The organism is Streptomyces sp. V4I2, from assembly GCF_030817655.1.
Taxonomy (GTDB): Bacteria; Actinomycetota; Actinomycetes; order Streptomycetales; family Streptomycetaceae; genus Streptomyces; species Streptomyces plumbiresistens.
The window spans coordinates 7,882,195-7,895,633 of the sequence record NZ_JAUSZM010000003.1 but is presented as its reverse complement, the minus strand read 5'-3'; the positions used below and the strand labels follow the sequence as shown (position 1 = coordinate 7,895,633).

The following is a 13,439-nucleotide window of genomic DNA, read 5'->3' as shown; positions in this document are numbered from 1 at the left end:
CGGTCAGATCCGGTAGCCGGAGCCGGGGACGGTGACGATGACGGGCGGCTCACCGAGCTTGCGGCGCAGGGTCATGACGGTCACCCGCACGACGTTGGTGAACGGGTCGGTGTTCTCGTCCCACGCCTTCTCCAGGAGTTGCTCGGCCGAGACGACCGCGCCCTCGCTGCGCATCAGCACCTCCAGGACGGCGAACTCCTTGGGCGCCAGCTGGACTTCCTTGCCGTCGCGGAAGACCTCGCGGCGGTTCGGGTCGAGCTTGATCCCGGCCCGCTCCAGGACGGGCGGCAGGGGCACGCTGGTACGCCGGCCCAGGGCACGCACGCGTGCCGTCAGCTCGCTGAACGCGAAGGGCTTGGGCAGATAGTCGTCGGCGCCGATCTCCAGCCCCTCGACACGGTCGCTGACGTCACCGGACGCCGTGAGCATCAGCACGCGGGTGGGCATGCCGAGTTCGACGATCTTGCGGCACACGTCGTCGCCGTGCACGAGAGGCAGGTCACGGTCGAGGACGACCACGTCGTAGTCGTTCACGCCGATGCGTTCCAGGGCGGCCGCACCGTCGTACACGACGTCGACGGCCATGGCCTCCCGGCGCAGTCCGGTGGCCACCGCATCGGCGAGCAGCTGCTCGTCCTCGACGACGAGTACGCGCACGTCGCTGTCCTTCCTGTGTCCACCCGCGTAGCGCTTCTGGGGCACGCGGGCAGGGGGCTTGGTGAGTGTGTTGACCTCCATCCTGCCCTTTTCGGCCATAAGTCGGCTGTAAGGCGGGTGAGCACGGTCTGAAGGACGGGTGTGAGGCCGGGGAATGCGAGATTTTCTCGACGGGTTGAGGTTTCCGTGGATGGGAGCGGGGGGAGGACGGCTTTACACCCCGCGATCACGCTCTGCATGTGCCGCACCACCATGTGGCACGCTGCGATCCGCTTGCCGCAGAGTGGGCGTGGGTGTCCGGCACCGTCGCCGCCCAGCACCGGGCTGCGCTGGGCACCCACTGGAGACGTGATCGCCCCTTCCGAACGGCACACCCCCGTGCCATCGACCCACGACCCAGGACGAGGGGGCGCAGCATGGACGCATTCACCGCAGGACTTCGGCAGCGTATAAGGGCGACCGAGTCCGACCTGACGCGGGCTCGCGACGAGGGCGACGACTTCCTCGTCGAGGTGGAGCAGGCCGAACTCGACGACCTGCGCCGCCTCGCCGCCGAACACGGTGTGGAGGTCGGCGCGTCTAGCGTCTGAACAGCTCGTAGCGCAGAACAGCGGGGCCCGGCGAATCCAGCGCCGGGCCCCGCTGTTCTGCTCGGCGACCGAGCCGTTCAGTCGTGCCAGGCGCCGAAGTCCTCCAGGAGCTGCTGGAGGGGCTCGAAGACGCCAGGGGTGGCCGCGACCGTCAGGGCGTGTGCGGGGCGCTCTCCGGGGCGTCCACCGGTCAGGGCGCCCGCCTCTCGGGCGATCAGGTCGCCCGCGGCGAGGTCCCAGGGGTGGAGGCCACGTTCGTAGTAGCCGTCGAGACGGCCGGCCGCCAGGTCGCACAGGTCGACGGCGGCCGAACCGCCCCGTCGGATGTCGCGCAGCAGCGGGATGAGCTTGCGGGCGACCTCGGCCTGGTGGACGCGGACGTCGGTGACGTAGTTGAAGCCGGTCGAGACCAGGGCCTGCTCCAGGGGCGGCGCGGGGCGGCAGGCGAGCCTGCGCTCGCCGTCCCAGGCGCCCCTCGCCCAGGCTCCGCCGCCGCGTACGGCGTGGAACGTCTCGCCGCGCATCGGGACCGCGACGACGCCGACGACGGTCTCGCCGTCCAGCTCGGCGGCGATGGAGACGGACCAAGTGGGCAGGCCGTACAGGTAGTTGACCGTCCCGTCGAGCGGGTCGATTACCCAGCGGACGCCGCTGGTGCCCTCGGTGGAGGCACCCTCCTCGCCGAGGAAGCCGTCGTCAGGGCGGTGCTCGGAGATCAGGTCCGTGATCAGCTTCTCCGCCGCGACGTCCATCTCGGTGACCACGTCGATGGGGCTGGACTTGGTGGCGGCGACCGCGAGGTCGGCCGGGCGGCCGTCCCGCAGCAGCGCACCGGCGCGGCGGGCGGCCTCCTGGGCCGGCTGCAGCAGTTCCGCGAGCAGGGCGTCGGTCACGGGGCTCCTCATGCGTAGGGGCTGTCGGCGCCCGCGGCGGCGGGACGGGGGGCGCGGGCCGGGCAGCAGCCCACCGGGCAGAGGTTGTGGCCGGCGCCGAGCGCGCCCAGGGCGCACGGCGTGACCTCCTGTCCGCGCTCGACGGCGCCCCGCTCCAGGACGAGGTCGCGGATGGCGGCGGCGAACCGCGGGTCGGCGCCGACGGTGGCCGAGCGGCGCACCGGCAGGTCCAGCTCCTCGCCCTTGGCTTTGGCCTCCGTGTCGAGGTCGTACAGGACCTCCATGTGGTCGGAGACGAAGCCGATGGGCGCCATCACGACCGCCGGGGCGCCGGCCGCGTGCCGCTCCTCCAGGTGGTCGCAGATGTCGGGCTCCAGCCACGGGATGTGCGGGGCGCCGGAGCGGGACTGGTAGACGAGCTGCCAGGGGTGGTCGACGCCGGTGCGCTCGCGGACGGCGTCGGCGATCAGCCGTGCGACGTCCAGGTGCTGCCTGACGTACGCGCCGCCGTCGCCGTGCTCCTCGACGGGGCCGGAGGAGTCGGCGGAGGCGGTCGGGATCGAGTGGGTCGAGAAGGCGATGTGGGCGCCGTCCCGGACGTCCTCGGGGAGGTCGGCGAGGGACTCGATCACGCCGTCGATCATGGGCTCCAGGAAGCCCGGGTGGTTGAAGTAGTGCCGCAGCTTGTCGATCTTCGGCAGCTCCAGGCCCTCGGCCTCGAGGGCAGCCAGCGAGTCGGCGAGGTTCTCGCGGTACTGGCGGCAGCCGGAGTAGGAGGCGTAGGCGCTGGTGGCGAGGACCAGGATGCGGCGGCGGCCGTCGGTGACCATCTCGCGCAGCGTGTCCGTCAGGTAGGGCGCCCAGTTGCGGTTGCCCCAGTAGACCGGCAGGTCCAGGCCGTGACCTGCGAAGTCCTTGCGGAGGGCGTCCAGAAGGGCGCGGTTCTGGTCGTTGATCGGGCTGACCCCGCCGAACAGGAAGTAGTGCTGACCGACTTCCTTGAGGCGTTCCTTGGGGATGCCGCGCCCCCGCGTCACGTTCTCCAGGAACGGGACCACGTCATCCGGTCCCTCGGGGCCGCCGAACGAGAGCAGGAGCAGGGCGTCGTAGGGGGTGGCATCGAGCACGTCTGGCATGAGTAGATCCTGCCACCCGTGTCTGACAGCCGGGAAACGGCGGGTGACGTGCGAGGTTCTCCGTCCCACCGCGCGGCGTGCGTTAGGGTCACCTAACTCGTAAGCTGTATCGGCGGTATTCGCGCCTTACTGAACAGCCCCTCCTCTGTCCGACCGGAGACCCCGTGCCCAGCCCCTACCGCGCCCTGTTCGCCGCCCCAGGCTCCAAGGGCTTCTCGGCCGCGGGCTTCCTCGGCCGTATGCCGCTGTCCATGATGGGCATCGGCGTGGTGACGATGGTCTCCCAGCTGACCGGGCGGTACGGGCTGGCCGGCGCGCTGTCGGCCACCATGGCGCTCGCCGCCGCGGCGGCGGGTCCGCAGGTCTCGCGGCTGGTGGACCAGTACGGGCAGCGGCGGGTGCTGCGGCCGGCGACGCTGATCGCGCTCGTCGCGGCGGCCGGGCTGCTGTTCGCCGCCCACTACAGGTGGCCGGACTGGACGCTGTACGTGTTCAGTGCCGGCATCGGCTGTGTGCCGAGCATCGGCGCGATGATCCGGGCGCGGTGGGCGGCCGTGTACCGGGACACCCCGCAGCTGCACACCGCGTACTCCTTCGAGTCCGTGATCGACGAGGTCTGCTTCATCTTCGGGCCGATCATCTCGATCGGCCTGTCCACGGTCTGGTTCCCGGAGGCCGGGCCGCTGCTCGCCGCCTGCTTCCTGGCGGTCGGCGTCTTCTGGCTGACCGCGCAAACCGCCACCGAGCCGGCCCCGCATCCGCGCGCGCACCAGGGCGGCGGCACGGCCATGCGCGCGCCCGGCCTCCAGGTCCTGGTGGCCACCTTCGTGGCGACCGGCGCGATCTTCGGGGCGGTCGACGTGGTCACCGTGGCCTTCGCCGAAGAGCAGGGCCACAAGGGAGCGGCGAGCGTCGTCCTCGCGCTGTACGCGGCGGGCTCCTGCGTCGCGGGGCTCGTCTTCGGGCTGTTGCACTTCAAGGGGGCACCCGAACCTCGCTGGTTGCTGGGAATCTGCGCGATGGCCGTGAGTATGATCCCCCTCCTACTGGTCGGAAACTTGCCGTTTCTGGCCGTGGCGCTGTTCGTTGCGGGCCTGTCCATCGCTCCCACGATGATCACGACGATGTCCCTCATCGAACAGCACGTACCACGCGCACAACTGACCGAGGGCATGACCTGGGTGAGCACCGGGCTCGCGGTCGGGGTCGCGCTCGGCTCCTCGGCGGCCGGCTGGGTGATCGACGCCGCCGGTGCGCGGGCCGGGTACGGGGTTCCGGCGGTGTCCGGGGCCGTCGCGGTCGCGGTCGGTTTCCTCGGGTACCGCCGGCTCAGCAGGCCGGTTCCGCATCGTGGAGGCACCGTTGAGCAGCACAGCGAGCGTGAAGAACGGCACCTGGCGTAACTGGGGCGGCAACGTCGCCGCCCGCCCCGCGCGGGAGGTCACTCCCGCCTCCGTCGAGGAGTTGTCCGAGGCGGTGCGCAGGGCGGCCGAGGACGGTCTGAAGGTGAAGGCCGTCGGTACCGGGCATTCCTTCACGTCGATCGCGGCGACCGACGGTGTGTTGATCCGTCCTCAACTGTTGACCGGCATCCGTGCCATCGACCGGGACGCGATGACGGTCACGGTCGAGGCCGGCACCCCGCTCAAGAGACTCAACATGGCCCTGGCCCGTGAGGGTCTGTCCCTCACCAACATGGGCGACATCATGGAGCAGACAGTGTCCGGGGCCACGAGTACCGGCACCCACGGCACCGGCCGCGAGTCGGCCTCGATCGCCGCCCAGATCAGGGGCCTTGAGCTGGTCACCGCGGACGGGTCAGTGCTCGCCTGTTCCGAGAAGGAGAATCCCGAGGTCTTCGCGGCCGCCCGAATAGGGCTGGGCGCGCTCGGCATCGTCACCGCGATCACTTTCGCCGTGGAGCCGATCTTCCTGCTCACGGCCCGCGAGGAGCCGATGCCCTTCGACCGGGTCGTCGCCGAGTTCGACGAACTGTGGGCCGAGAACGAGCACTTCGAGTTCTACTGGTTCCCGCACACCGGCAGCACCAACACCAAGCGCAACAACCGCAGCGCGGGGCCGGAGAACCCGGTGGGGCAGCTCGCGGGCTGGTTCGAGGACGAGTTCCTCTCCAACGGCGTCTTCCAGGCCGCCCAATGGGTCGGCCGCGCGGTACCCGCCACGATCCCGTCGATCGCGCAGATCTCCAGCAAGGCCCTGTCCGCGCGCACCTACACCGACATTCCCTACAAGGTCTTCACCTCGCCGCGCCGGGTGCGCTTCGTGGAGATGGAGTACGCCGTCCCGCGTGCGGCCCTGGCCGAGGCGCTGCGTGAGCTGAAGAGGATGGTCGACCGGTCGGGACTGCGGGTCAGTTTCCCGGTCGAGGTGCGCACCGCGCCGGCCGACGACATCACGCTGTCCACGGCGTCGGGCCGCGACAGTGCGTACATCGCCGTCCACATGGTCAAGGGGACGCCCTACCAGGCGTACTTCACCGCCGCGGAGCGGATCCTGACCGCACACGAGGGCCGGCCGCACTGGGGCAAGATCCACACGCGCGACGCCGAGTACTTCGCCGGTGTCTACCCCCGCTTCGGCGAGTTCACCGCGTTGCGGGACCGGCTCGATCCTGAGCGTCGGTTCCAGAACGACTACCTGCGGCGGGTGTTGGGCGAGTAGGGGCGAGGGCGTGATCGAGGAGGTGGGGCCGCGTCTCCAACTCCCCGCACAGAGTTCCGTTTCTGATGTTTACGTGAAGTACGCCACGTTCAATTTCCCGGAAAACCGCGCCACGGCGGCCAAGTGCCGCCTCTCGTCAGAAGTTGGGCGGCGTGCCAATCCACGCAGGTGGCCCGAATGGAGTACTGTTGCGAGCCCTGGGTCAGGTCTCCCGCCAGGGCGTCCGTGGCTTCAAGGACCGCCTGGAGGGGGCTAGTTGCACAGGGTGACGGAGTTGGTCACTTAGCGTTGCGAATAGGTAACCGTGCCATAACGGCGGTCCAGGGCCCGCGCCCGACACGCCGGGCAACTCGGCAAGGTTGTGGCAGGCTGCACCCGGGCAGGCCACACTCGACTAGCGGAAGCAGCGACGCACGTGACGTCGGCAGGCACCACCCGGGAGGTCCCCATGCCCGAACTGCGTGTCGTGGCCGTCTCGAATGACGGCACACGGCTGGTGCTGAAGGCTGCGGACAGCACGGAGTACACGCTTCCGATTGACGAGCGTCTGCGCGCCGCTGTACGCGGCGACCGTCCCCGCCTCGGCCAGATCGAGATCGAGGTGGAGAGCCATCTCCGCCCCCGCGACATCCAGGCGCGTATACGTGCCGGTGCGACCGCGGAAGAGGTCGCACAGATGGCCGGCATCCCCGTCGATCGCGTACGGCGATTCGAGGGTCCCGTGCTGGCCGAGCGCGCGTTCATGGCCGAGCGGGCCCGGAAGACTCCGGTCCGCCGCCCGGGCGAGAACGCGGGCCCGCAGCTGGGCGAGACCGTCCAGGAGCGGCTGACCCTGCGCGGTGCCGAGAAGGACACCGTCCAGTGGGATTCGTGGCGCCGCGACGACGGCACCTGGGAAGTCCTGCTGGTCTACCGGGTCGCGGGCGAACCGCACTCGGCGAGCTGGACGTACGACCCGCCCCGGCGGCTCGTCCAGGCCGTCGACGAGGAGGCCCGCTCGCTGATCGGCGAGTCCGAGGACCTCGCCGCCTCGCCGGAGCCCAGTTTTCCCTTCGTGCCGCGCATCGCACGGCTGCCGCGCGACCGTCCGCTGGACCGCGCCCTCGACCGGGAGCGGCCGAGCCTGCCCGCGCCGCCGCCCGAGCCCGCCGAGGAGGGCACGGCCGCGACGGCGAGTGCGAGCGAACGGGACTCGCTGACCAGCCTGCTGGAGGCGGTGCCGAGCTTCCGGGGCGACCTGGTGGTCCCGGAGCGCCCCTCGGAGACCCCCGAGGCGGAGGAGGAACCCGCCCCGGAGCCCGATGCCGAGGAGCCCCCGGCTCCCGCGGCCTCGGCCGGTTCGGCTTACGCGGACGTTCTCATGCCCCGTTCCGTCGGCAGTCACCGCGACCGCCTCATCGGCTCCACCGACCGCCAGGCCGAGGCGGACGGCGTCCGCCCGGGGCGCCGGGCGGCTGTGCCGAGCTGGGACGAGATCGTGTTCGGGACGCGGCGCAAGAAGCAGGAGTAGTCGGCCGTACGACATCAGGCGGTACGACGTCAGGAGGGGCCCGCGCCGGTCGGTGCGGGCCCTTCCCGTCGTACGCCTACTGCTCGTACGCCTACTGCTCGTACGCCTACTGCGGATCGGGTCCCACGGCGACGGGGCGCGACGGGTCCGACGACCACTCCGACCAGGAGCCGACGTACAGCGCGGCCGGGACGCCCGCCACCGCCAGGGCCAGCACCTGGTGCGCGGCGGAGACGCCGGAGCCGCAGTAGACGCCGACCTCCGAGCCGCCGCCGGCGCCGAGGGTCTTGAAGCGGTCGGCCAACTCCTGGGCGGGCAGGAAGCGTCCGTTGGCCGTCACGTTGTCCGTGGTGGGCGCGGAGACGGCGCCCGGGATGTGTCCGCCGACCCGGTCGATCGGCTCCACGTCACCCCGGTAGCGCTCCGCCGCCCGTGCGTCCAGCAGTACGCCGGAACGCGCCAGCGCCGCCGCCTCGTCGGCGTCGAGCAGCCCGGTCGTGCCCAGCGCCGGCTGGAAGTCCCCCGCGGCCGGCTCGGGCGTCTCGACCGACAACTCGCCCTGCCAGGCCGGCAACCCGCCGTCGAGGACACGCACGTCCGGGTGACCCGTCCAGCGCAGCAGCCACCAGGCGCGGGCGGCCGCCCAGCCCTTTCCGCCGTCGTAGACGACCACGGGCGTCCGGGCCGAGACGCCCGCCCGGCGCATGGCCGCGCCGAACTCCGCGAGGTCGGGCAGCGGGTGGCGGCCGCGTTCGCCGGGCGCGGAGGCGAGCTCCGAGTCCAGGTCGACGTAGACGGCGCCCGGAATGTGCCCGGCCGCGTACTCGGCACGGCCGTCGAACGACGGCTCCCCGGCCGACTTGGCCAGGCTCAGCTGCCAGCGGACGTCGAGCAGGACCGGCGGGTGGCCCGCCGCCAGGTCGCTCGCGAGTTCGGATGCGGAGATGATGGCATTCATGGCCACCATCCTTGCAAACGGGGTGGCCGCATCGTTCATGTCCGGCTACTCTGCTCGGCCGGACAGGCCCGATCACGAGGCGTACGGGATCGGGCACATACTGTACAGCCGACCGCCCCCCGTCGGTCATCGCGCGGCAACGGACGCGGGACCACGCGACGGGCATTCTCCGGTCACGGACCGGCGCACGGCGGCGCGCCCGGAGCGCATGGCACCACGACGGGTGCGAGCATCGGCACGGGGGTCCGTCAGTGCGGAAGCGACACGGCACCGCGAGGGGCCGAGGAGAGAGTGACGATGACCGAGGCAAGGGGGTCGGCCGGCCCGAACGGCGAGACACACGCCCGCAATGCGCCCGGCGCGCCCTGCTGGGTGAGCCTGATGGTGCACGGGCTGGCGGCGACCGAGGAGTTCTACGGTTCGCTGTTCGGCTGGGAGTTCCAACCGGGCCCGCAGCAGCTCGGTCCCTACGTCCGGGCGTTGCTCGACGGACACGAGGTGGCCGGCATCGGCCAACTGCCGCCCGACCGCCACCTTCCCGTCGCCTGGACGCCCTACCTCGCCTCGGAGGACGTGGACCTGACCGCCGAAACGGTACGGCTGTGCGGCGGCACCGTCGGGGTGGGGCCGCTGGACGCGGGTGACGCCGGACGGCTGGTGATCGGTTCCGACCCCGCCGGCGCGGTCTTCGGCGTCTGGCAGGCGGCGGCCCACCTCGGCACGTCCATCGCCGGCGTCCCGGGCACACCGGCCTGGCACGAGCTGCTGACCTTCGAGACCCCGAGCGTCGCCAAGTTCTACGAGACCGTGTTCGGTTACGAGGAGGAGCCGGTGGTGTCCGCCGACTTCGACTACGTCACCCTGCACATCGCCGGCCGCCCCGTCGCCGGCCTCCACGGCGTGGGGAACGCCCTCCCCCGGGACCGCGGCCCGCACTGGATGACGTACTTCGAGGCCGCCGACACGGACGAGGCGGTCGCCCTGGTCGTGGACCTCGGCGGCCACGTCCTCAAGCCGCCTCATGACAGCGCGCACGGGAGGGTGGCCACGGTGGCGGACCCCGAGGGGGCGTGGTTCTCGTTGATCCAAGTGGCGCGCTGAGGGCGGGGCCGGGCGGCGTGCTGGACCGACGTCGCGACCGGCATCAGCGGTGTCGTACAGGGCCGGGTCTTGTCGACCATCGCGCCCTCGTGGAGGCCTACGTCCAGGTGGACGGTGACCGTTCTGCGGGGCGCTGTTGCGTAGCGGGTCAGGAGCCAGGGCGGGTCCGTGGGGTCGGTCCTGGGGACGCCCGGGGGGAGGCCTGGGCGCCACCAGAGGGACGAGGACTGGTGGGCCGCGTGCAGGGCGGTCGCTCCGCCGAGGCTCTGGCCTGCGACGACCGTGCGCCGCGGGTGCGTGGTGAGGGGGCGGCGGGCCGTCGCCCAGGGGAGCAGTTCGTCGGACAGGAACGTCACGAACTCCTCGCGTCCGCCCAGTTCGAGCCAGCGGGTGCGACGGTCCACGCCGTCCGGTGACAGGACCGCCAGCGGCGGCAGCAACCCGTCGGCGATCATCGCGTCGAGGGTGCGGGCGAGGTCGAGGCGGGCCAGCCACATGTCGCCGTCGCCGAGCACCAGGACGGGTAGGGGCGCGGGTGCCGGGTCGCCGTCGTCGTGGCCGGGCGGCAGGTAGATCCATACGTCGCGTTCGCCGCCGAGTGCCTTCGTGGGGACCCGGTGTCGTTCCACGCGCCCGGCCGGTCGAGCGCCGTCCCGGTCCTTCGACGGCCATGCCGGCGCCTCCGGCAACGCGTAGACCGAGCTGTCCGCGGACTCCCAACGGGTCGGCATGTACTGGAGGTTGAGCGGGTCGCGGGGTGGCCCGGGCCGACAGGTCACGCAGGTGCCGCTGGAGATCCGCCGGGTCCGTCGGCGGTGCCTCGGTCTCGGCGGCGATGCGGTAGGAGCCCCGATGGTCGGCGCGCAGTCTCAGGCCGAGGTGCCAGACGTCGGTGTCGGGGACCCGCTCCAGCAGGGCGTCCGTCAGATGCTCGCGGTCGATCAGGCGGTTGGCCAGCAGCGGCACTCTGCGGGTGCCACCGTCGCCTCGCCAGAGGAACGTGACCGCGCGGTGGGCCGGTTCGCCCGGCAGCTCCTCGACGAACGGGGTGCCCAGGGTCTTCTCCTGCTCGATCCGCGACAACATCGCGCACGGCCGCCCCGACGCCACCGACGCCGAGGTGGAGGCAAGCGGCCCGCGCCGCCGACGCGCACGGGTTCGTCAGCGCGCTGCCCGACGAATACGACACCGAGGTCGGCGAGCGGGGCATGTCCCTGACCACGGCGGCCCGCGCCGACCGCATCGTCGTCCTCGACCACGGCCGGATCGTCGAACAGGGCTCCCACGACGAACTGTTGGCGGCCGACGGGGCGTACGCACGGCTGTGGCGACACGGGGTGGGCGGCGACGTGCCCGCTCCTCATGCCCCCGCACCCTCCGAACTGACCCGACCTTGAGCGAAGCCCTCGTCGGCCTGTTAGAGAGCGAGGGCCGCCGAGGAGCTGGTCATCCGGCGGCGGTGGTGGCGTCGGCACAGCACCTCGTAACCGATTTCCGCCGCCGGGCGGTTCACATCGCCCACGACGACCTGCTCGCCCTCCACCACCATCTCGCCGCCCAGGGTGCGGGCGTTGTGCGTGGCGCGTGCCCCGCACCAGCACATGGCTTCCACCTGGAGCGCCTCTATCCGGTCCGCCAGCTCGATCAGGCGCTGCGAGCCGGGGAACAGCTTGGTGCGGAAGTCGGTGGTGATGCCGAAGGCGTAGACATCCAGGCCCAGGTCGTCCACCACGCGCGCCAGTTGGTCGATCTGCTCGGCGGAGAGGAACTGCGCCTCGTCCACGATCAGGTAGTCGACCTTGCAGCCCTGCTCGATCTCGGCCACGACGTAGCCGAACAGGTCCATGTGCGGCCCGGCCTCGACCGCCTCCGTCACCAGACCGAGCCGCGAGGACAGCTTGCCCTCGCCGGCGCGGTCGTCGCGGGTGAAAATCACGCCCTGGAGGCCGCGGGCCGAGCGGTTGTGCTCGATCTGGAGAGCCAGCGTGGACTTCCCGCAGTCCATCGTTCCGGAGAAGAACACCAGCTCGGGCATGGCGAGTCGAGCACCTTTCAGCACAGGGGACACAGGGGCGGGTGAAGCGTCAGGAGCGTACTTCGAGCAGCGGGACCAGCTGCTCGGCAGGGGTCAGCGAACCGTGGTTGCCGACCATCGCCGACTCCTTGGGTTCCCGCTGGGAGGCGATGATGAGCACGTCGTCGCGGGCGGCGGCGACTACGTCGCCGAGACGGCCGTACACGCGCTGCTCGATCTGGTCGGGCCGGCCGAACCAGCCCGCCGCGATCGCCTCGTCCCGCGAGGCCACCCAGAACTGCTCGCCGAGGACCTCACGCCAGCAGGTCAGCACGTCGTTCTCGGCGCCCGGGACCGCGTAGACGTGGCGGGCGCGGCCCTCGCCGCCCAGCAGGGCGACCCCGGCGCGCAGCTCCCAGTCCTCGTCGAAGTCGATGCGGTGCTGCTCGTCGAAGGGGACGTCGATCATGCCGTGGTCGGCGGTGACGTAGAGCGCGGTGTTCGGCGGCAGCTGCTCGGCGAGCCGCTGGACCAGCCGGTCGACGTACATGAGCTGGCCGCGCCAGTTGTCGGAGTCCAGGCCGAAGCGGTGGCCGGCGCCGTCGAGCTCGGCGTAGTACGTGTAGACCAGGGAGCGGTCGCCGGCGGCCAGCTGCTCGGCCGCGAGATCCATCCGGTCCTCGCCGGACAGCCGCCCGTGGAACGTTCCGCCACTGAGCGCGACCTTGGTCAGCGGGGTGTTCTCGAAGCTCGGGGAGGACACCTGGGCGGCGTGCACCCCCGCCTCGTGGGCCAGCTGGAAGACCGTGGGGTACGGCTGCCAGACCCCCGGCGAGGTCCAGGGCTGCCAGCGCAGCTGGTTCATCAGCGCGCCGGTGTCCGGATTACGCACGGTGTAGCCGGGCAGGCCGTGGGCGCCGGGCGGGCGGCCGGTGCCGACGGAGGCGAGGGAGGTGGCGGTGGTGGCCGGGAAGGCGGCGGTCAGGGGCCGGCCGGTGCCGCCGCGCGAGCTGGCGAGGAGCGAGGTCATGAAGGGCGCCTCGTCCGGGTGGGCCCTCAGCTGTTCCCAGCCGAGACCGTCGATCAGGAACACGCAGTTCCGGTCGGCGGCGGTGAGTTCCGGGATGGCGGCGGTCATGCCGGGTACGGCCATGCCCGCGGCCAGCGTGGGCAGCAGGTCGGCGAGCGAGCCGGTGCCGTACTCGGGGGCCGGCGCGGAGGCGGGGGCGAGCGGCTGCGGGTGGTGGTCCCAGGCCGAGGCGGGCTGAGCCATCAGCGGGTGACGTCCGCGGTCGCCTCGGAGATGGCCTGGGCGAAGGCGAGCGCCTGGCGCACCGTCTCCTGGCCGTCCCCGGCCTCGCTCACCCTGAGGCTCAGGTCGTCCGCCGTCGAGCTGCCGGTGTAGCCGTGGTCGGCCTCGCAGTTGGGGTCACCGCAGGCGGCGGGCTCCAGGTCGAGACGGGAGACGGCGCCCCAGCCGATGGTCAGCACGATCTCGCGGGGCAGGGTGCCCGGCACGTACTGCTCCGGGTTGGCGACCACGCGGCTGATCACGACCGAGGAGATCCGGCCGAGCTTCACGGACTCGGTGGAGGTGGTGGCGTACGGCGTCGGGGACGTGGTGTCCGCGGCCTGCTCGTCGGTGTGGCTGACGATGAAGCGGGTGCCGGTGAGGACGAGGACGGTCACATGCCGCCGCACCTCGTTCTGGTCGAACGTGGTCTCCTGGTGGACCAGGTACGACTGGATGGTGTCGCCGCCCACAGCGGCCTCCACCGCCTCGGCCACGAGGGCCGGGTAGTAACCGCTGCGCTCGATCGCCGCTCGCAGCCCCTGGGTCGTCGTACTGGTCTTGGCCATGACGTCCATCCTACGGGGACCCACTGACTGCGAGGCAC

General features: G+C 71.7%; 13 protein-coding genes and 2 pseudogenes. 6 read left to right on the top strand and 9 right to left on the bottom strand.

Going from position 1 to position 13,439, the window contains the following annotated elements; genetic code table 11:
- Positions 1-3: 3 nt before the first annotated feature.
- On the bottom strand, positions 4-657 hold the full coding sequence (locus QFZ76_RS37145; RefSeq protein WP_007385219.1) for a response regulator transcription factor: 654 nt from the start codon (positions 655-657) through the stop codon (positions 4-6).
- A gap of 416 nt (positions 658-1,073) precedes the next feature.
- On the opposite strand from QFZ76_RS37145, the gene QFZ76_RS37140 reads away from it, so the two are divergent.
- Complete coding sequence (locus QFZ76_RS37140) at positions 1,074-1,247, top strand: hypothetical protein (protein WP_266432824.1); 174 nt, start codon at positions 1,074-1,076, stop codon at positions 1,245-1,247.
- Between the two features lie 77 nt (positions 1,248-1,324).
- Here the strand turns inward: QFZ76_RS37140 and QFZ76_RS37135 are convergent, their stop codons facing one another.
- Positions 1,325-2,140, bottom strand: a complete 816-nt coding sequence (locus QFZ76_RS37135; protein ID WP_307677775.1) for an inositol monophosphatase family protein — start codon at positions 2,138-2,140, stop codon at positions 1,325-1,327.
- Between the two features lie 8 nt (positions 2,141-2,148).
- Complete coding sequence (locus QFZ76_RS37130; protein ID WP_307677774.1) at positions 2,149-3,276, bottom strand: ferrochelatase; 1,128 nt, start codon at positions 3,274-3,276, stop codon at positions 2,149-2,151.
- 164 nt (positions 3,277-3,440) lie between these two features.
- On the opposite strand from QFZ76_RS37130, the gene QFZ76_RS37125 reads away from it, so the two are divergent.
- From QFZ76_RS37125 to sepH, 3 genes are all read left to right on the top strand, one after another.
- Positions 3,441-4,679 carry an MFS transporter gene (locus QFZ76_RS37125; RefSeq protein ID WP_307677773.1) on the top strand — a complete coding sequence of 413 codons (1,239 nt, stop codon included), beginning with the start codon at positions 3,441-3,443 and terminating at the stop codon, positions 4,677-4,679.
- A complete protein-coding gene (locus QFZ76_RS37120; RefSeq protein WP_307677772.1) occupies positions 4,639-5,958 on the top strand; it encodes a D-arabinono-1,4-lactone oxidase in 1,320 nt (439 codons plus the stop codon). Before QFZ76_RS37125 ends, QFZ76_RS37120 begins: the two co-directional genes overlap by 41 nt.
- Positions 5,959-6,406: 448 nt before the next feature.
- Complete coding sequence (sepH, locus tag QFZ76_RS37115) at positions 6,407-7,468, top strand: septation protein SepH (protein ID WP_266432834.1); 1,062 nt, start codon at positions 6,407-6,409, stop codon at positions 7,466-7,468.
- 106 nt (positions 7,469-7,574) lie between these two features.
- Here the strand turns inward: sepH and QFZ76_RS37110 are convergent, their stop codons facing one another.
- A complete protein-coding gene (locus tag QFZ76_RS37110) occupies positions 7,575-8,426 on the bottom strand; it encodes a sulfurtransferase (protein ID WP_307677771.1) in 852 nt (283 codons plus the stop codon).
- Positions 8,427-8,723: 297 nt separating this feature from the next.
- Between QFZ76_RS37110 and QFZ76_RS37105 the strand changes: the two genes are divergently transcribed.
- Entirely contained in the window at positions 8,724-9,527 is an 804-nt protein-coding gene (locus QFZ76_RS37105; RefSeq protein ID WP_307677770.1) for a VOC family protein, read from the top strand.
- Here QFZ76_RS37105 and QFZ76_RS37100 read toward each other — a convergent pair.
- Together QFZ76_RS37100 and QFZ76_RS51920 are read right to left on the bottom strand one after the other, a co-directional pair.
- Positions 9,446-10,258 (bottom strand): esterase family protein, encoded by an 813-nt coding sequence (locus tag QFZ76_RS37100; RefSeq protein WP_307677769.1) that lies wholly within the window; start codon positions 10,256-10,258, stop codon positions 9,446-9,448. The genes QFZ76_RS37105 and QFZ76_RS37100 overlap by 82 nt on opposite strands.
- 61 nt (positions 10,259-10,319) lie before the next feature.
- Positions 10,320-10,613, bottom strand: a pseudogene (locus tag QFZ76_RS51920) (enterochelin esterase domain-containing protein); the annotation flags it as partial.
- On the opposite strand from QFZ76_RS51920, the pseudogene QFZ76_RS37095 reads away from it, so the two are divergent.
- Positions 10,585-10,924: pseudogene (locus QFZ76_RS37095) on the top strand (hypothetical protein); the annotation flags it as partial. The pseudogenes QFZ76_RS51920 and QFZ76_RS37095 sit on opposite strands and share 29 nt — an antisense overlap.
- Positions 10,925-10,944: 20 nt before the next feature.
- Here QFZ76_RS37095 and QFZ76_RS37090 read toward each other — a convergent pair.
- The 3 genes from QFZ76_RS37090 to QFZ76_RS37080 are packed head-to-tail and all read right to left on the bottom strand — an operon-like array spanning position 10,945 to position 13,410.
- Positions 10,945-11,562 carry a thymidine kinase gene (locus tag QFZ76_RS37090; RefSeq protein WP_307677768.1) on the bottom strand — a complete coding sequence of 206 codons (618 nt, stop codon included), beginning with the start codon at positions 11,560-11,562 and terminating at the stop codon, positions 10,945-10,947.
- Positions 11,563-11,611: 49 nt separating this feature from the next.
- Positions 11,612-12,814: an alkaline phosphatase family protein gene (locus QFZ76_RS37085; protein WP_307677767.1), complete on the bottom strand. Its 1,203-nt coding sequence runs from the start codon at positions 12,812-12,814 to the stop codon at positions 11,612-11,614.
- The gene (locus tag QFZ76_RS37080; protein WP_307677766.1) at positions 12,814-13,410 is read right to left on the bottom strand and encodes a DUF5998 family protein; all 597 of its coding nucleotides are present in this window, start codon (positions 13,408-13,410) and stop codon (positions 12,814-12,816) included. Before QFZ76_RS37080 ends, QFZ76_RS37085 begins: the two co-directional genes overlap by 1 nt.
- Positions 13,411-13,439 lie beyond the last annotated feature (29 nt).

Bases quoted from the DNA above. Each gene is read 5' to 3' on its own strand.
- QFZ76_RS37140 (WP_266432824.1), top strand. From the start codon at position 1,074: ATGGACGCATTCACCGCAGGACTTCGGCAGCGTATAAGGGCGACCGAG.
- QFZ76_RS37130 (WP_307677774.1), bottom strand. From the start codon at position 3,276: ATGCCAGACGTGCTCGATGCCACCCCCTACGACGCCCTGCTCCTGCTC.
- sepH (WP_266432834.1), top strand. From the start codon at position 6,407: ATGCCCGAACTGCGTGTCGTGGCCGTCTCGAATGACGGCACACGGCTG.
- QFZ76_RS37110 (WP_307677771.1), bottom strand. From the start codon at position 8,426: ATGAATGCCATCATCTCCGCATCCGAACTCGCGAGCGACCTGGCGGCG.
- QFZ76_RS37105 (WP_307677770.1), top strand. From the start codon at position 8,724: ATGACCGAGGCAAGGGGGTCGGCCGGCCCGAACGGCGAGACACACGCC.
- QFZ76_RS37100 (WP_307677769.1), bottom strand. From the start codon at position 10,258: ATGCCGACCCGTTGGGAGTCCGCGGACAGCTCGGTCTACGCGTTGCCG.
- QFZ76_RS37090 (WP_307677768.1), bottom strand. From the start codon at position 11,562: ATGCCCGAGCTGGTGTTCTTCTCCGGAACGATGGACTGCGGGAAGTCC.
- QFZ76_RS37085 (WP_307677767.1), bottom strand. From the start codon at position 12,814: ATGGCTCAGCCCGCCTCGGCCTGGGACCACCACCCGCAGCCGCTCGCC.
- QFZ76_RS37080 (WP_307677766.1), bottom strand. From the start codon at position 13,410: ATGGACGTCATGGCCAAGACCAGTACGACGACCCAGGGGCTGCGAGCG.